Raw genomic sequence first — 17,547 nt, 5'->3', positions numbered from 1 at the left:
CCCTGAACTGCTTGCCCCTTTAAGGAGCTTTCTTGACGTTCCAGAACGCAAAGACCGGTGCATGCACCAGGCCGGAGAGCTTGGTCGAGTAGACGGTGGGCACGGACATCTGGCCCAGCGGCACGTACAGGCCCTCGTCGATGCCGATGCGCTGCAGTTCGTCGGCAATCTTCTTCTGCTCGGCAGGGTCGGACGTCAGGGCGAACTTGGTGCGCAGCTCTTCCACCTTCGGCATGTCGGGCCAGCCGAACCAGGCGTTGTCGCCGTTGGCGGCGGCGGGCGCGGAACGCACCGGGTCCATCACGTCGGTGGCGTACCAGTTGGTGTTGTGGATGTTCCAGCCGCCTTCAGCTGGCGCGGCCTTCGAGGCGCGGCGCGTGGCCACGCTTTGCCAGTCCATCGCGGCCAGGTTGACGTTGAAGCCCGCCTTGCGCAGCGCCTGGGCCATTACCACCGGTTGAGCCGACAGCGTGCCCACGTCGGTCGCGTGCATCATGAGGATGGGCGTGTTGTCGTAGCCCGCTTCCTTCAGCAGCGCCTTGGCCTTCTCGATGTTCGAGGGCACGACGATTTCCTTGCCGATATCGGATTCCATCGGCGTACCGCAGCCCCACAGCGATGCGCAGGTCTTCCAGTACTTGGGGTTGCCCACCAATGCCTTCATCACGTCTTCCTGGCCGATGGCGTACATGGCGGCCTGGCGGATCTTCTTGTTGTCGAAGGGGGGGTACTTGAAGTTGAAGCGGTACATCGTGAAGTAGCCGACCGGGCTGAGCGATTCTTCCTTCAGGTCGGGGTTGCCTTCAATCATGGGCAACAGGTCATACGGGAACTGTTCGACGAAATCGATCTCGCCGCCCAGCAGCGCGTTGGCGGTGGTCAGCGCGTCGGGCATGACGTCCCATTCCACCTTGTCCACGTTCACGACCTTGCCGCCGGCCAGGCCGCTGGCGGGTTCCTTGCGCGGCACGTAGTCAGTGTTTTTCACGTACACCGTCTTCACGCCCGGCTTGAATTCGGCAACCTTGAACGGACCCGAACCGGTCATGTCGGTGATGGGCTTGCCGATGGGCTGTTCGGCGATGCGCTTGGGCATCATGAACGGCGCGGTGCCGGTGGGCTTGGACAGGGCGCGCAGCGCCAGGTCCGTGGGTTCTTTCATGACGATGCGAAAGCTCTTGTCGTCAATGACTTCGATCTTGTCGGTGAACTTGAGCAGCGTGCGGCCCATGCCGTCGCCGGCGGCCCAGCGCTTGATGGACGCCACGCAATCCTCGGACGTGACCGGCTTGCCGTCGTGCCACTTCTGGCCGTCGCGCAAGGTCATCGTGTAGGTCTTGCCATCGGGCGAGACTTCCCACTTCTCAAGCATCTGCGGCTGGATCTTGTTGTTGGCGTCGGTGGCCAGCAAGGTGTCGTAGATCATGTAGCCGTGCCACGTCGTGATGTACGCGGTGGTGGCGTGCGGGTCGGTCAGGCGCAACGGCGAGTGCATGACGGACTTGATGACGGTTTCGGCGTAAGCGCCGTGAGCCATCATCAACGTTGCACCGGCCAGCGCGGCCGCTCGAACAAACTTGAGCATGGAGATTCCCCTTGAAGCGGTGTGAGCGGCACGGTCGGCCGCTACGTCGTTAACGCGCCGCTCGATGGCGGCGTGCGAGGGTCAGGCGGTTGCGGTCCGGCCGGAAAACACCGGTCCGCAAGGCGCCATTCTGATACCGGGACGCAACCGTGTCCATGGTTGTTTTGCCGCATCCATCAGCATGGAGCCGGGGGCGGCGCAGACCAGGATCGTTTGCGCGATGGCCGTGAAATCCGCGCGGAAATGCGCGGAGCTCTTCACGACAAGGATCGCGGCGCGCGTGGGTTCCACGCCGGCGAACCGGAACATCTCCTGGTCCGCCATCTGCACCTTGTTCGACGCGACGATGATGCGTACGCCGCCGATGCGCAGGCAGGCGCTGGGGCCCAGGTCCATGTGGAAGCCGCGATAGAACGCGCCGTGCGTATCGAAGCGTCCATCTGAAGTTTTCTCGACGATGAATTCGCTGTCCAGCGGCTCGTCGTCGGGAATACCCGAGTGTCCACCTAGTGCAATCCGTACCTTGTTTCCAACGCCCGCGCGGTGTGCGGCGAGCGCGGCGGCGGGGTCGACGATCAGGCCGATGGCGGCGTCGCGCGCATCATGGCGGATCAAGGCGCGCAGCATGCCCGTGGTGTCGGAACTGCCGCCCGCGCCGGGGTTGTCTTGCGCGTCGGCGATGACAACGGGCTTGTTGGCGTCGCGCGCGATCCGCATGGCTTCTTCCACGGCTTCATCCGGCATGTAGAGCTTGCCGCCGAAGTCGCGTTCAGCGTTCAGCACGGCGCGCGCCATTTCAGCGGCGGCGGCATCGGCTTCGGCCTGCGTCGTGCCATAGGCCCACACGGTGGGCGCGCATTCGGGAAAGTCAGCGGCGGGGAAGCCCGTGGCGAACGACAAGCTGGTGGCGCCGCGCGATTCAATCTCGCCCACTTGCGCGTACAGGCTGCGCGAGGGTTCGATGTCGGTGGACTGCCAGCACAGCGAGATCAGGTAGGGCAGGGCGCGCAGGGATGCGTACGGACGCGGCATGCCAGCCAGCCGCAAGGACAGTAGCGCGGCGGCGCGCTGCCCGGTTTCGGCCATGTCGATGTGCGGATAAGTGCGATAGCAGACCAGCGCGTCGGCGTGGCGCACCATGGCGCGCGTGACGTTGGCGTGCAGGTCCAGGCTGGCGACAACAGGCACGTCGGGGCCGACCAGGTCGCGCACGCGCTTGAGCAGTTCGCCTTCGCCGTCGTCCAGGTGTTCGGTGACCATGGCGCCATGAAGGTCCAGGTACACGCCGTCCAGCGGCAAGGCGTCGGACAAGCCTTGCAGGATCAGCGCGCTGATGCGTTCAAAAGCGTCTTTGGTGACCGGGCCCGACGGGCTGGCCGCGGCCCAGGTGGTGGGCACCAGCGTGTGCTGGCTCATGGCTTCGATGAAGCCCGCCACGGGAATGTTGGCGCCTGCCACGGCTTGGAACATCGCGGGGCCGCTGACCAGTTTTGGCCAGCCGCCGCCTTTCTCGGCAAAATCTTCCCACGTCGCGCGCGAAGGCGCGAACGTATTGGTTTCGTGCTGAAAGCCGCCTATACCGATGCGCATCAGGCATCCCCTTGTGTTGTTTGATGTTGCTGTGTCGTGGTACTGGCCGGGCGCGGCCGAAGCCGCGCCCTATGCAAAAGCCGGGTAATGCATCCTTCTTGAATACGGTGCGATGAAAAACGTAAGGGCGCGCGCGTGGCTTACTTCGCCACGGGCATGGTGAATTCGGCGCCCTTGGCAATGCTGTCCGGCCAGCGCTGCATCACGCTCTTGTAGCGCGAGTAGAAGCGGATGCCTTCTTCGCCGTAGGCGTGGTGGTCGCCAAACAGCGAACGCTTCCAGCCGCCGAACGAATGCCAGGCCATGGGCACGGGAATCGGCACGTTGATGCCCACCATGCCCACCTTGATCTGGCGCGCGAATGCACGCGCCACGCCGCCATCCGACGTGAAGCACGCCACGCCGTTGCCGAACTCGTGTGCGTTGATCAGTTCAACCGCGCTGGCGAAGTCGGGCACGCGCACGATGCACAGCACCGGCCCGAAGATTTCTTCGCGATAGATGTTCATGGCGGGCTTGACGTTGTCGAACAGCGTGCCGCCCAGGAAATAGCCCTTTTCGTTGCCGGGCACGGTCAGGCCCCGGCCGTCGACGACCAGGTCCGCGCCCGCCGCGATGCCGTCTTCGATGTAGCCCATGACCTTGTTGCGATGCTGCGCGGTCACCAGCGGACCCATCTCGGCGTCGGCGTTCATGCCGTCCTTGACGATCAGCGCCTTCACGCGGGGAGTCAGGCGTTCGACGACCTTGTCGGCCACGTCACCCACCGCCACGGCCACCGAGATCGCCATGCAGCGTTCGCCGGCCGAGCCGTAGGCCGCGCCCATCAAGGCGTCGGTAACCTGGTCCAGATCGGCATCGGGCATGACGACCAAATGGTTCTTGGCGCCGCCCAGGGCTTGCACGCGCTTGCCGCGCTTGGTGCCTTCGGAATAGATGTACTCGGCGATGGGCGTCGAGCCCACGAACGACAGGGCTTCGACGTCGGGGTGATTGATGAGCGCATCCACGGCCAGCTTGTCGCCGTGCACCACGTTGAATACGCCAGCGGGCAGGCCGGCTTCGGTCAGCAGCTCGGCCAGGCGCAGCGAGGCCGACGGATCGCGTTCGGAAGGCTTGAGCACGAAGGTGTTGCCGCAGGCGATGGCCACGGGGAACATCCAGCACGGCACCATCATGGGGAAGTTGAACGGCGTGATGCCGGCTACCACGCCCAGGGCCTGGCGCATGCTCCAGTTGTCGATGCCGCCGCCGATCTGGTCGGAGTACTGGCCCTTGAGCAGTTGCGGAATGCCGCAGGCGAATTCGACGATTTCAATGCCGCGCATGACTTCGCCCTTGGCATCCGAGAACACCTTGCCGTGTTCGCGGGTGATGAGCTCGGCCAGTTCGTCCTGGTGCTGGTCCAGCAGCGCCTTGAAGTTGAACAGGATGCGGGCGCGCTTGAGCGCGGGCGTTTCCGACCAGGCCGGGAATGCGGCCTTGGCGGCAGCCACGGCCAGCGCCACGTCTTCGTTGGACGCCAGCGGAATGGACGAGCAGATTTCGCCCGTGGCCGGATTGAAGCCGTCGGCGTAGCGGCTGCTGCGGCCATCGAAATGCTGGCCGTTGATGAAATGGGGAATCTTCTTCATGGTGCGGGGGCTTCTAGGCGGGATTCTTCAAAAACCTCTTGCGGGCGGCACAGGGCCGCCCGCAAGAGGTGTTAGTGGATGCGGCGCGACCGCAAGGGCAGCGTCATCATCGGTGTTACGCGACTTCTTTCAGGATCTTCCCGATCTGTTCGAAGATCTGGCCGATCTGGGCTTCGTCGATGATCAACGGCGGCGATACGGCGATGATATCGCCGGTATAGCGCACCATCAGGCCGCTGTCGAAGCACTTCTGGAAGACTTCGCCAGCGCGGGCGCCGGGTGCGCCCGCGCGCGGCGACAGTTCAATGCCGGCAACCAGGCCCAGGTTGCGCACGTCGATGACGTGCGGCGCGCCCTTCAGGCTGTGCGCGGCTTCCTGGAACGCGCCCGACAACTTGCGGGCGCGGCCGAACAGGTCTTCGCGGCGGTAGATGTCCAAGGTGGCCAGGATGGCGGCGGCGGCCAGCGGGTGCGCCGAATAGGTGTAGCCGTGGAAGAATTCAATGCCGCCCGCCGGGCCGTTGACGATGGCGTCGTGGACTTCGCGCTTGACCGCGACCGCGCCGGCCGGCACGGCGGCGTTACTGACGCCCTTGGCCATGGCGATGATGTCAGGCGTGACACCGAAGAATTCGGATGCGGTGGCGGCGCCCAGACGGCCGTAGCCGGTGATGACTTCGTCAAAAATCAGCAGGATGCCGTGCTTGGAGGTAATTTCGCGCAGCTTTTCCAGATAGCCCTTGGGCGGAATCAGCACGCCGGTGGAGCCCGCCATGGGTTCGACGATCACGGCGGCGATGGTGGACGCGTCGTGCAGCGCCACGATGCGTTCCAGTTCTTCGGCCAGGTTGGCGCCCCAGGCGGGTTGGCCCTTGGAGTAGGCGTTCTGTTCCAGGTTGTGGGTGTGCGGCAGGTGGTCAACCGAGGGCAGCAACGCGCCCGAGAAGGTCTTGCGGTTGGTCGAGATGCCACCGACCGAAATGCCGCCGAAGCCCACGCCGTGATAGCCGCGTTCACGGCCGATCAGGCGGGTGCGCTGACCCTCGCCGCGCGCGCGGTGATAAGCCAGTGCAATTTTCAGGGACGTGTCGACGGATTCGGAGCCCGAGTTCGTGAAGAAGACGCGGTCCAGCCCTTGGGGCATCAGGCTGGCCACTGCCGTGGCGGCTTCGAAGGCCAGCGGGTGGCCCAGTTGGAAGCCCGGCGCGTAGTCCATGATGCCGGCCTGGCGGGAGATGGCCTCGACGATTTCCTCGCGGCCGTGGCCGGCGTTGACGCACCACAGGCCGGCGGTGCCGTCCAGGATTTGCCGGCCATCGGCCGAGGTGTAGTACATGCCTTTGGCCGTTGCCAGCATGCGCGGGTGGGCCTTGAACTGCTTGTTGGCAGTGAAGGGCATCCAGAGATGGGACAAGTCGGGCAAATTGGCGGGGGCGTTCATGGCGGCTCCAGGGAGAACGAAACGGCGGCACGGCAAGGGGAAAGGCGCTGCCGCCGGGATTCAGTTGATTCTGGTCCGTCCCAGGGGGAATGAAAATATACGATCTGCGCAAAGACCGCTAACTGTATAGTTACGGGTGCCACAACTGTACAGTTATCTTCGTCGTGATTGATTTTCAGCCCAACCGCGCGCGCGGACTGGCCCCGACCCTGGTGGAGCAATTGGTCGCGGCCATTCTGCGGGCTATTGAGGAACAGACGCTGCGTCCGGGTATGTCCCTACCCTCGGTGCGCGAGTTCGCGCGCCAGTACGGCGTCAGCACCTTCACGGTGGCCAGCGCCTATAGCCGCCTGGTGTCGCTGGGTTGGCTGGCCGCGCGGCCGGGCGCGGGTTATCGGGTGGCGTCGCCGGATGCGCCGGCCCGCCGGGGCGAACCGCTGTCATGGGAACCGCCGCGCCTGAACGCCGGCTGGCTGCTGTCGGACATCTTTGCCGACCACTCCATCCCCATCAAGTCAGGCTGTGGCTGGCTGCCCGGCGAATGGCTGAATGAAGAGGGGCTGCATGTTGCCCTGCGCCACATGGGCCGGGTGCCGGCGATGCGTATCGCCAATTACGGGCACCCTTACGGTTATGCGCCGCTGCGCGAAACCATCGCGGCCAGCCTCAGCGCGCAAGGGATGGAGGTGGAAGCGTCACAGGTGCTGCTGACCCAAGGGGTAACGCACGGCCTGGACATGGTGATCCGCACCTTGCTGCGGCCAGGCGACACGGTGGTGGTCGAGCAGCCCGCCTACGCCAACCTGTTGCAACTGCTGCGGCTGGCGGGGCTGCGCGTGGTGTCGGTGCCGCGCACGGTGGACGGGCTGAACTGCGAAGCGCTGGAGCGCGTGGCGGCGCTGCATCGGCCGCGCGCGCTGTTCATCAATACGGTGTTGCAGAATCCGTCGGGCGCCAGCATCGGCATGGCCAATGCGTTCCGCATCCTGCAAGCGGCCGAGCGGCATGGCTTGTGGGTGATTGAAGACGATATCTCGCGCGAATTGGCGCCGGGCGTGACGCCGATGCTGGCGGCGCTGGACGGCGCGCGGCGGGTGGTCTACCTGGGCGGGTATTCCAAAGTGATCAGCCCGTCGGTGCGCGTGGGGTATGTGGTGGCGCACCGTGACCTGGTTCGGGATATTGCGCGCACCAAGATGGCGGTGGGGCTGACGTCACCGGAGATCATGGAACGCATCGTGCACCAGGTAATTCGTGAAGGCCGTTATCGCGCGCACATCGCCCGCACCCGCGAACGGCTGGCCGAGGCGCATGGGGTGGTGGCCGAGCAGATGCGGCAACACGGTTTCGAGATCCATGGCCGGCCGCAAGGCGGCTTGTTCCTGTGGGCGAAGGTGGCGGGGCTATGGCGCGAGCGCGGCGCCAATGGCCTGGCGGAGCTGGCCTTGAAGGACGGCATCTGGCTGGCGCCAGGATCGTATTTCGATGTGGACGAGGCCGATACGCCCTGGGTGCGCTTCAACGTGGCGTATTCCGAGGCGCCAGCGTTGTGGCGGTTCATGCGGAATGCGGGGGCGGCGTGATGGGTGCGGCGGAAGGCGACGCGATGGGGTTCGAGGAAGGCTACATGATGGGTTTCGCGCGATTGGCCAAGGCGTTCTTCTGACGCTTGTGCCGCGCTGCACCCATCCTACGCACAGCCACCGGACTCAATCGGTAGGATGGGTGAAGCGCGGCACGGATTCAAGAAGAATGCCCGTGCCTATCGCGCGAAACCCATCGACTTCCCCCCACACCCCTTACCGCTCATAAACCACAAAATCATAGCCATAGCCGTTTTCCGCCGGCTGCGCTTCACGTCCCGTTTCCTTCCACTGAAACGACGGCAACAACGGAAAGAACGCGTCGCCTTCAACGTCGGCGTGCACTTCCGTTGCCAATACCCGTTGCGCCATCGGCAGTGCCTGCGCGTAGATCTGCGCGCCGCCGATCACGAAGGCTTCCTGCACGTCGCCGCAAGCGGCGATGGCGGCCTCCAGCGTCGGCACCACGGTGGCCCCGGCTGCGCTGAAGTCTGGATTGCGGCTGATGACGATATTGCTGCGGCCCGGCAGCGGGCGCCCCAGGGAATCCCAGGTCTTACGGCCCATGATGATGGGATGGCCCAGCGTGCTGCGTTTGAAATGCGCCAGATCGCCCGGCAGCTTCCAGGGCAGGGCGTTGTCGCGTCCGATGACGCGATTGGTGGAGTAGGCGACGATCAGGGTAAGGCTGGCGGGCATGCGGGTTGGCTACGGTTGGGGCGGGGCCGGGGGTCGGCCCGCGCGACGGCGTAAGCGTAGCAAATTCGCTCCCCCTTAGTTCGTCGCGTGTTCCAGAAATTCAGTCGCGGGCATCGGCCGGCCCAGCAGGAAACCTTGCAGAGAATCACAGCCCAGCCCCGTCAAGAACGTCTGTTGCGCAGCGGTTTCCACGCCCTCTGCAACAATGCGCAAATTCAACTGCTGCGCCAAGGCGACGATGGCCGCCACGATCGCCGCATCCTCATTGTCGTTTTCCAACTGATTCACAAAGCCGCGGTCGATCTTCAATTCAGTCGCCGGCAGGCGCTTCAGGTACAGCAGGCTGGAATAGCCCGTGCCGAAATCGTCGATCGAGATGGTGACGCCCAGGCCCGACAGGCGCTTGAGCACGGCCAGGCTGGCCTCGGCGTCGCGCATGGCGGTGGACTCGGTGACTTCCAGCGTCAGGCAAGAGGGTGGCACGTCGTGCCGCGCCAGCGCCACGCGCACCGTCTCCACCAGGCTGGCGTGGGCGAACTGCAGAGCCGAAATATTGACGGCGATGGTCCAGTGCGCCTGGCCGGCGTTGATCCATTCGCGCATCTGTCGGCACGCCTCGTTGATCACCCATTCGCCGATCGACAGGATCAGGCCGGTCTTTTCGGCGGTGGGAATGAACTGGTCCGGCCCGACCAGGCCGCGCGTGGGGTGGTTCCAGCGCAGCAGCGCCTCGGCGCCGATGATCGGCCCCGATGGGGCTTCATATTTGGGCTGATAGTGCAGCACGAACTGGCCGCGCTCCTGCGCCAGGCGCAGGTCGTGAAGCAGCTCGATCTGCTCGTGCGCGTCCGCGTTCATGGACGGCTCGAAGAAGCTGTAGCCGGTGCCGCCCAGCCGCTTGGCGTGGTACATGGCGGCGTCGGCGTTGGTCAGCAGCGTGTGGGTGTCCTCGCCGTCGTTCGGGTAGATGGCGATGCCCACGCTTGAGGTCACCAGCACTTCGTGGCCATAGACCATGACCGGGCGCGCAATGGCTTCGATCAGCCGGTCTGCCACGTTGGCGGCGTCGGTGGGTTCGATGACTTCGCTCAGTACGATGAATTCGTCACCCCCCAGGCGCGCTACCGTGTCCTGGGTGCGCAGGGCCTGGCGGATGCGCTGGGCCAGGTCGATCAGCAAGGCATCGCCCGTGTGGTGGCCATAGGCGTCGTTGACCGCCTTGAAGCCATCCAGATCGAAGAACAGCACGGCGAAATAGCCCTTGCGTCGGCTGGCGCTTTCGATGGCCTGCTCCATGCGGTCTTCAAGCAGGATGCGGTTGGGCAGCTTGGTCAGCGTGTCGTGCAGGGCCAGTTGCACCAATTCTTCATTGGCCTCGGCCAGGGAAGAGGCCAGCGCCGATGTGCGCGCCTCGAGCCGGTTGTCCAGCACCGCCACCACCAGCGCAATCGCCAGCACGCTCAAGGTGACTGCGGTCACGGCGATGGCCAGCCAGCCTGCCGAAATCCCGCCGTCGGCCGCCATGCAGATGCTGCCGGCGGGGAAGGCGGCGGCTTCCATGCCCGAGTAATGCATGCCGACAATGGCAATGCCCATGACCACCGACGCCAGCGGTCGCGACAGGGCCAGGCGCGGTCCGTCGTGGCGCAGACGGTAGGTGATCCACAGCGCGGCGCCCGAGGCGACCACCGCAATCACGATGGACAGCGCAAACCACCTTGCGTCGTAAATGATGCCGGGCGCCATGCGCATGGCGGCCATGCCCAGATAGTGCATCGCGGCGATTCCGGCGCCCATCAGCAACGCGCCGCTGAGCAGGCGCTGCCATGGCAGTTCGTCCTTGCACACGATCCACAGCGCAAAGGCCGAGCAGCCGATCGCGATGGCCAGCGACAGTATCGTCAAGGGCAGGTCGTAGCCCATCGGGATGGGCAGGTTGAAGGCCAGCATGCCCACAAAGTGCATCGACCAGATCCCCACGCCCATGGCGAACGCCCCGCCCGCCAGCCAGTAACGCGCGGCCGGCAGCCCGTTCGAGGCCCGCACGCGGTTGGCCATGCCCAACGCCGTATATGACGCCAGGATGGCGACCCCTAGAGATACGAGGACGAGCGAAGGGTTATAAGTTCCAACGAGCATTTGTGCGGTCCTGTCCTAAGCGCTTACTGCCGTCACGCCGGCCTCAAATCAAATCAATTAGTAGTCAACAGTTGCAATCAGGTCGCAAGACGATTGCTGCTGTCGACGCTGGCGATTTACGTACTCTCTTGTCGGGTAGGGGGAGGTGGCAAGCAATGCCTGCGGTCTGCGCTGCCGGGCGCGCCGCGGTAGCGCGGCAAGCGGCGGGCGCGGCGCGGCATGAGCCGGTCGGAAGCCTGGGCGCGCACGCGGTTCTGGACGCGCGTCCCGGGCTAAGGGATGGGTTATACCGAAATCGCGCGCCCAGAAGCTCACCAATCTTCACATAGTGTCCGTGCGCTCGGCGGGTACCAGCCGCCGAAGCGGCCGGCGGGCCCAGCGCGACCTTACACGGCCATCGGGGCGGTGAGCGGGGCGTGGTGGGTGTAGCCGGACAGTGAAAAGTCGGAGGGTTCCACCTTTTCCAGCCATTCCGGTTCATAGCGCCCGGTGACAGCGAAATCCGGAATGCGGTCGGACAGCACCAGCTTGGGTGATTCGTAGGGCTCGCGGGTGAGCTGTTCGCGCAGCATCGGCAGGTGATTCTCGTAGATGTGCGCGTCGCCGATGAAGTAGGTGAACCAGCGCGGCGTGTAGCCGGTCAAGCGGCCCACCAGATGCAGCAGCGCGGCGCCTTCCGTCAAATTGAATGGCGTGCCCAGGCCCACGTCATTCGATCGGATGTACAGGCACAGCGAAATCTCGCGGGTCGTGGCGTTGGGCAGGAACTGGTAGAGCAGATGGCAGGGCGGCAGCGCCATTTCTTCGATTTGGGCCCAGTTCCAGCCATGGAACAGGATGCGGCGGTCGCCGGGCCGCTCGTGGATGGTGTCCAGGCACTGGCGCAACTGGTCCACCGCCTTATATAGCAAGACTTTGGCCACGCCGCCTTCTTCCAGGTCGGCTACCTTGGCGTAACCGCGCGCCAAGGCATCTTGTACCTGCGCCGGGCGGCTGGCGTCCAACAGCTTGTACGCCGGCCATTGGCGCCATTGCACGCCGTAAACCGGGCCCAGGTCGTCCGGGCCTTCACGGTACGGGTTGGCCAGCCACTGGCTGTTTTCGTTGGCGTTCTGGTCCCAGACCTTGCAGCCCAGTTCACGGAATTCGGCCGCGCTGCGCGAGGCCCGCAGGAATCCGACCATTTCACCGATGGCGGATTTGAAAGCCAGTTTCTTGGTGGTGACGGCGGGAAAGCCTTTCTGCAGGTCGAAGCGCAACGAGGCGCCCGGCATGCTGATCGTGCGAATGCCCGTCCGGTTTTCCTGCCAAGCGCCGGTGTCCAGGATGGATTGGACGAGGTCTAGATATTGTTTCATGGCGGTTCTCAGGCTGCGGCCGGCGCGTCCTGGGTGTCGACGATTTCGACCGAAAAGGTCATCGCCGCGGTTTTCTCAAGCATGGCCGAGGCCGAGCAGTACTTTTCGTGCGACAACTGCACGGCGCGTTCCACCGCCGCCTGAGGCAGGTTGCGGCCCGTGACGGTGAAGGCGAAATGGATGCGGGTGAAGACCTTGGGGTCGCTTTCGGCGCGATCCGCTTGCAGCTTGACGCTGCAGCCGGTAACGGCGTGGCGGCCGCGCTTCAGGATCAGCACCACGTCGTAGGCCGTGCAGCCGCCGGTGCCGGCCAACAGCATTTCCATCGGGCGGGGCGCCAGGTTGTGTCCGCCGCCATCCACGGCGCCATCCATCACGGCCACGTGGCCGCTGCCAGTGCTGGCGGTAAAGAGCATGCCGTTGGGGCCGCCCCAGGCTATCGTGCATTCCATTTTTGAGTGTCCTTCCACATTGCGCGCAGTCAATGGCTGATGATACCCGTTGCGTACAATTCCAGGCATGAGAGTCCCGCCCCGCATCAGGGGTGTGTGGTCAGTCTTGCAGAGGAGTCGCCCATGTCCATCGCCATGTCCCAATCCGGACCTGTTTCCTTCCGCCGTCGCGTCGGCCCACTGGATGCCCTGCTGGCCGAAGCCGACCGCGCCTTGCGTGTCTTGTCCAACAGCGCCACGGCCGGGCGGCCCTATCCGGCCAAGACGCCGGAAGCGCCCGACACGCTGTCGGCAGAGGAAAAGCGCCATGCAGCCGGATTGATGCGCGTGAACCACGTGGGTGAAATCTGCGCCCAGGCGCTGTATCGCGGGCAAGCCTCGGTGTGCCGTGAACCCGCCCCGCGCGCGCTGCTGCTGAATGCCGCCGCCGAGGAGGTGGATCATCTTGTCTGGTGCAACGAGCGCCTGACGGAATTGAATAGCCGGCCCAGCCTGCTGAATCCGGTCTGGTACGCCGGTTCGTTCGCCCTGGGCGTGCTGGCCAGCGCCGCCGGCGTGCCGCGCAACCTGGGTTTCATGGCCGAAACCGAAAAGCAGGTCGAGGCACATCTGGAAGAGCATCTACGCACCTTGCCGGTGCAGGATGAGCGCTCGCGCGAGGTCGTCCGGAAGATGAAAGACGACGAAGCGGAGCACCGCGCCAGCGCCGAGCGGGCAGGGGGCGTACCGCTGCCAGGCCCTGTAAAGACGGCCATGCGGGCGATGTCCAAAGTGATGACCACGACGGCGTATTGGATCTGAAGTGTGACGGTTTTGGCCCCGCCGGCAGAAATGTTGCGACGCACCAATCTGGTCGCATTTTGGTGCAGATTGCACCAAAATGGTGCGACAATTCAGGCGGGATTACCCGAAACCGACGAGGGTAAATCCCCAAGGGGTTTACCCGTTCGGCAAAAACCCTTTTTTCGGCCAAGTCATTTGTGGCTGCGGGTTTCCAAGGGGGTAGCCGTAAATTTGCAGCAAAAACGCAACGCGGAATTTGACCTTCTACAGAGATCAAAAAAATTCTTGCATCGCACAAAAAACCTCGTTAATATTCACACATCGGATGTTGAAACGCAGTCGGCGCGGTGCAAAACCCCGACAGCAAAGCGAGCAGAAGGTCAGCTCCCAACATGCCACGGTTGTCTCCTCCACCCTCCTCCTTTGGTGGATTTAGCCCGAGATCTCACGATCTCGGGCTTTTTTTTGCGCGCCTTCGATGTGTCCCTATTTGTAAGTGCAGGTTCATCGTAGGCCTTGGAATGACGGTGCCTCCTCCCTATGGAGGCATCCGCGTTTTCCCTGGGATATTTCGCATGCGCCAAGGCGGAAAGATCTACAATCGCCTGCATGAATCCTGGACTTCCGTGCGAAAGAACGCCCCTGACCCGGGAGTTACGTTTCGTGCCCGTGAATTGCACTTCCTTATTCCTCCCATATATGGGCGTTACACCTGCCCCCGATAATGGCGGGCCTGTCTCCATAGACCAAGAAAGGTGATCAAGTGACCTGGCTGTATATCTGCGTGGTCGCGTTCATGGTGGGGGGACTCATCGTGTGGTCGGAGCGCTGGCATGGCCGCTTCACCGGCGACAGCGACCTCAACAAACCGCAAGCGAACCATTCCCGAGCCACGCCCCGCGTTGGCGGCCTGGCCGTACTGGCCGGCACCCTGCTGGGCCTGCTGGTGCTGGGCCCCGCCAACATGACGCTGACCTGGCTTTGGCCGGCATTGTTCGTTGCCGCCCTGCCGGTCTTCGTGGCCGGCCTGCTTGAAGACATTACGAAAGATATCGGCGCCAGCAAGCGCTTGCTGGCGGCGTTCCTGTCGGCGGCTATTGCCTGGTGGCTGCTGGGCGGGGTCAGCCGTGTCGGCATGGCCCCGGTGGATTACGTGCTGTCGTACTGGCCCGTATCGCTGTTGTTCACCATGTTTGCCGTGGGCGGCTGTACCCATGCGCTGAATATCGTGGACGGCATGAACGGCCTGGCCGGCATGGTCGCCACGCTGATGGCGGTGTCGATCAGCCTGGTGGCCCTGCAAGTGGGCGACGTGCCCATCTTCATGATCGCGGCCGCCCTGGCGTCCGCCACCCTGGGTTTTTTGGTCTGGAACTTCCCGTTCGGCCGCGTTTTCCTGGGCGATGGTGGGGCGTACTTCCTGGGCTTCATGCTGGCCGAGCTGGCCGTGTTGCTGGTGGTGCGCAACCCGTCGGTGTCGCCCTTCTATGCGCTGGCCGTGCTGTTCTACCCCGTTTTCGAAACCGGCTTTTCGATCTGGCGCCGCCGCTTCAAGCGCGGCGTGCCGGTTGACCAGCCCGACGCGCTGCACCTGCACCAACTGGTGTTCCGCCGCCTGGTTCGCGTGACCTTCAGCCGTGGCCGCCGCCATGCGGTGCCGGCGCTGTGCAACGCGATGGCGTCGCCCTACATGTGGGTGCTGGCGCTGATCGGCCTGGTGCCGGCCACCATCTGGTGGGACAACGCGTGGGCCCTGGGCGCCAGCCTGGTGGTGTTCGCCAGCGTCTACGTCTGGCTGTACGCCCGCCTGGTGTCCTGGCGTCGCCCGGGGTGGCTGCTGTTGCCGTCCGTGCTGAAGACCTCGGATTAAGGTTTGAGTGCCCCGGCGATTGCCGTCGGGGGCTCGTTAATCATCAATCACCCGACCATATTTAGAATGCCGTAAACGTCTTACGGTGAAGGGAGAGTTATGTTGCGAATTCAGGATGTGAAACTCGCTGTCGTGGGCCTGGGCTACGTCGGTCTGCCCCTGGCGGTGGAGTTCGGCAAGAAGCGCTCGGTCATCGGGTTTGATATCAATACGCGCCGTATTGACGCCTTGAAGGCTGGCCACGACCACACGCTGGAAGTCAGCGACGAAGAGCTGGCCGAAGCCGCTCAACTGAGCTACACAGCCGACCGCGCCGAACTCGGCCAGGCGAACGTGTTCATCGTGACCGTTCCCACGCCCATCGACGAATACAAGCAGCCCGACCTGACCCCGCTGGTCAAAGCCAGCGAAACGATCGGCGCGGTGCTCAAGCGCGGCGACATCGTCATCTATGAATCCACCGTTTATCCCGGCGCCACCGAAGAAGATTGCGTGCCGGTGCTGGAACGTGTGTCCGGCCTGAAGTTCAACGTGGACTTCTACGCGGGCTACAGCCCCGAGCGTATCAACCCGGGCGACAAGGAACACCGCGTCAGCACCATCAAGAAGGTCACCTCTGGCTCCACGCCCGAAGTCGCCGAGCTGGTCGACCAGCTGTACCAGGAAATCATCACTGCCGGCACGCACAAGGCGTCCAGCATCCGCGTGGCCGAAGCCGCCAAGGTGATCGAGAACACGCAGCGTGACGTGAACATCGCGCTGATCAACGAACTGGCCCTGATCTTCAACAAGATGGGCATCGACACCGAAGCCGTGCTGCAAGCCGCGGGCACCAAGTGGAACTTCCTGCCGTTCCGCCCGGGCCTGGTGGGCGGCCACTGCATCGGCGTGGACCCGTACTACCTGACGCACAAGGCGCAGTCCATCGGCTACCACCCCGAAATCATCCTGGCGGGCCGCCGCCTGAACGATTCGATGGGCGGCTACGTGGTGTCGCAGTTGGTCAAGTGCATGACCAAGCAGCGTATCCATGTGCAAGGCGCGCGCGTGCTGGTCATGGGCCTGGCCTTCAAGGAAAACTGCCCCGACCTGCGCAACACCCGCATCGTTGACATCGTCAGCGAGCTGCGCGACTACAACGTCGATGTGGACGTCTACGACCCGTGGGTCGATCCGGACGAAGCGGTGCACGAATACGGCCTGACCCCGGTTGCCAAGCTCGAAGAGGGCAAGTATGACGCCGTGATCCTGGCGGTGGCGCACAACCAATTCAAGGCCATGGGCGCCGAAGGCATCCGCAAGCTGGGCAAGTCGCAACACGTGCTGTATGACCTGAAGTACGTGCTGTCGCCCGCCGAATCCGACCTGCGCCTGTAAGGATCTCGCCATGACCACGCGATATGAAACCATCAAGCAAGAACTCACCGCCCAGCCGCGCAAGTGGCTAGTGACCGGGTGCGCCGGCTTCATCGGCTCGAACCTGTTGGAAACGCTGCTGAAGTTGAACCAGACCGTGACCGGCCTGGACAACTTCGCCACCGGCCACCAGCGCAATCTGGATGAAGTGCGCACCTCGGTCACGGCCGAGCAATGGGCGCGCTTCACCTTCGTCGAAGGCGATATTCGTGACCTGGCCGCTTGCCAACGCGCGACCGAAGGCGTGGACTACGTCCTGCACCAGGCCGCCCTGGGTTCCGTGCCGCGTTCGCTGAAAGACCCGATCACCACCAATGAAGTGAACATCGGCGGCTTTCTGAACATGCTGGTCGCCGCGCGCGACGCCGGCGTGAAGTCCTTTGTCTACGCCGCGTCCAGCTCGACCTACGGCGACCACCCGGCCTTGCCCAAGGTGGAAGAACACATCGGCAAGCCGCTGTCGCCCTACGCCGTCACCAAGTACGTGAACGAGCTGTACGCCGACGTGTTCGCGCGTTCCTACGGCTTCGAAACCGTAGGCCTGCGCTACTTCAACGTGTTCGGCAAGCGTCAGGACCCGGACGGCGCCTACGCCGCCGTGATCCCGAAGTGGACCGCCGCCATGATCAAGGGCGAAGACGTCACCATCAACGGCGACGGCGAAACCAGCCGCGACTTCTGCTTTGTGGATAACGCGGTACAGGCCAACCTGCTGGCCGCCATGGCGCCGCCCGAAGCTCGCAACCAGGTCTACAACGTGGCCGTCAGCGGTCGCAGCACTTTGAACGACCTGTTCGGCTTTTTGGTCAAGGCCCTGGGCAACCAGAACGTGAACTACGACAAGCAAGCCGTCTACGCGGATTTCCGCGCCGGCGACGTGCGCCATTCGCAGGCCGATGTCAGCAAGGCGGGTCGACTGCTGGGCTACGCGCCGTCGCACACCGTGCTGCAAGGCCTGGAAGTGGCCATGCCCTGGTACACGCAATTCCTGCGTTGA

General features: G+C 64.1%; 13 protein-coding genes. 5 read left to right on the top strand and 8 right to left on the bottom strand.

From position 1 onward, the window contains the following. Positions 1 to 19: 19 nt before the first annotated feature. From ELS24_RS26310 to ELS24_RS26295, 4 genes are all read right to left on the bottom strand, one after another. The gene (locus ELS24_RS26310; RefSeq protein ID WP_050448085.1) at positions 20 to 1,585 is read right to left on the bottom strand and encodes an ABC transporter substrate-binding protein; all 1,566 of its coding nucleotides are present in this window, start codon (positions 1,583 to 1,585) and stop codon (positions 20 to 22) included. An 81-nt stretch (positions 1,586 to 1,666) separates the two neighbouring features. Continuing rightward, the gene (locus ELS24_RS26305) at positions 1,667 to 3,175 is read right to left on the bottom strand and encodes a M81 family metallopeptidase (RefSeq protein WP_127185797.1); all 1,509 of its coding nucleotides are present in this window, start codon (positions 3,173 to 3,175) and stop codon (positions 1,667 to 1,669) included. A gap of 140 nt (positions 3,176 to 3,315) precedes the next feature. Continuing rightward, positions 3,316 to 4,809 (bottom strand): CoA-acylating methylmalonate-semialdehyde dehydrogenase, encoded by a 1,494-nt coding sequence (locus tag ELS24_RS26300; protein ID WP_050448083.1) that lies wholly within the window; start codon positions 4,807 to 4,809, stop codon positions 3,316 to 3,318. 115 nt (positions 4,810 to 4,924) lie between these two features. Beyond that, the gene (locus tag ELS24_RS26295; protein WP_050448082.1) at positions 4,925 to 6,250 is read right to left on the bottom strand and encodes an aspartate aminotransferase family protein; all 1,326 of its coding nucleotides are present in this window, start codon (positions 6,248 to 6,250) and stop codon (positions 4,925 to 4,927) included. Positions 6,251 to 6,414: 164 nt separating this feature from the next. Between ELS24_RS26295 and ELS24_RS26290 the strand changes: the two genes are divergently transcribed. Next, positions 6,415 to 7,833, top strand: coding sequence for a PLP-dependent aminotransferase family protein (locus ELS24_RS26290; RefSeq protein WP_127185796.1), 1,419 nt, complete (start codon positions 6,415 to 6,417; stop codon positions 7,831 to 7,833). A gap of 216 nt (positions 7,834 to 8,049) precedes the next feature. On the opposite strand, the gene ELS24_RS26285 is transcribed toward ELS24_RS26290, so the two are convergent. From ELS24_RS26285 to ELS24_RS26270, 4 genes are all read right to left on the bottom strand, one after another. Beyond that, entirely contained in the window at positions 8,050 to 8,532 is a 483-nt protein-coding gene (locus tag ELS24_RS26285; protein WP_127185795.1) for a dihydrofolate reductase, read from the bottom strand. A 75-nt stretch (positions 8,533 to 8,607) separates the two neighbouring features. Then, the gene (locus ELS24_RS26280; protein WP_050448079.1) at positions 8,608 to 10,671 is read right to left on the bottom strand and encodes a putative bifunctional diguanylate cyclase/phosphodiesterase; all 2,064 of its coding nucleotides are present in this window, start codon (positions 10,669 to 10,671) and stop codon (positions 8,608 to 8,610) included. A 386-nt stretch (positions 10,672 to 11,057) separates the two neighbouring features. Next, on the bottom strand, positions 11,058 to 12,029 hold the full coding sequence (locus ELS24_RS26275; RefSeq protein WP_050448078.1) for a thymidylate synthase: 972 nt from the start codon (positions 12,027 to 12,029) through the stop codon (positions 11,058 to 11,060). An 8-nt stretch (positions 12,030 to 12,037) separates the two neighbouring features. Next, a complete protein-coding gene (locus ELS24_RS26270) occupies positions 12,038 to 12,481 on the bottom strand; it encodes an OsmC family protein (protein WP_050448077.1) in 444 nt (147 codons plus the stop codon). Positions 12,482 to 12,604: 123 nt separating this feature from the next. Here ELS24_RS26270 and coq7 point away from each other — a divergent pair, with 123 nt between their 5' ends. The 4 genes from coq7 to ELS24_RS26250 all read left to right on the top strand — a co-directional run bounded on the left by coq7 (position 12,605) and on the right by ELS24_RS26250 (position 17,547). Further along, entirely contained in the window at positions 12,605 to 13,282 is a 678-nt protein-coding gene (gene coq7, locus ELS24_RS26265; protein WP_164741308.1) for a 2-polyprenyl-3-methyl-6-methoxy-1,4-benzoquinone monooxygenase, read from the top strand. 745 nt (positions 13,283 to 14,027) lie between these two features. Beyond that, entirely contained in the window at positions 14,028 to 15,134 is a 1,107-nt protein-coding gene (locus tag ELS24_RS26260; RefSeq protein ID WP_050448076.1) for an MraY family glycosyltransferase, read from the top strand. Between the two features lie 99 nt (positions 15,135 to 15,233). Further along, a complete protein-coding gene (gene tviB, locus ELS24_RS26255) occupies positions 15,234 to 16,511 on the top strand; it encodes a Vi polysaccharide biosynthesis UDP-N-acetylglucosamine C-6 dehydrogenase TviB (RefSeq protein WP_127185794.1) in 1,278 nt (425 codons plus the stop codon). 10 nt (positions 16,512 to 16,521) lie between these two features. Further along, on the top strand, positions 16,522 to 17,547 hold the full coding sequence (locus ELS24_RS26250; protein ID WP_127185793.1) for an SDR family oxidoreductase: 1,026 nt from the start codon (positions 16,522 to 16,524) through the stop codon (positions 17,545 to 17,547).

The organism is Achromobacter spanius, assembly GCF_003994415.1.
GTDB classification, from domain to species: domain Bacteria; phylum Pseudomonadota; class Gammaproteobacteria; order Burkholderiales; family Burkholderiaceae_B; genus Achromobacter; species Achromobacter spanius_C.
This window is presented reverse-complemented; position numbering and strand designations above follow the sequence as displayed.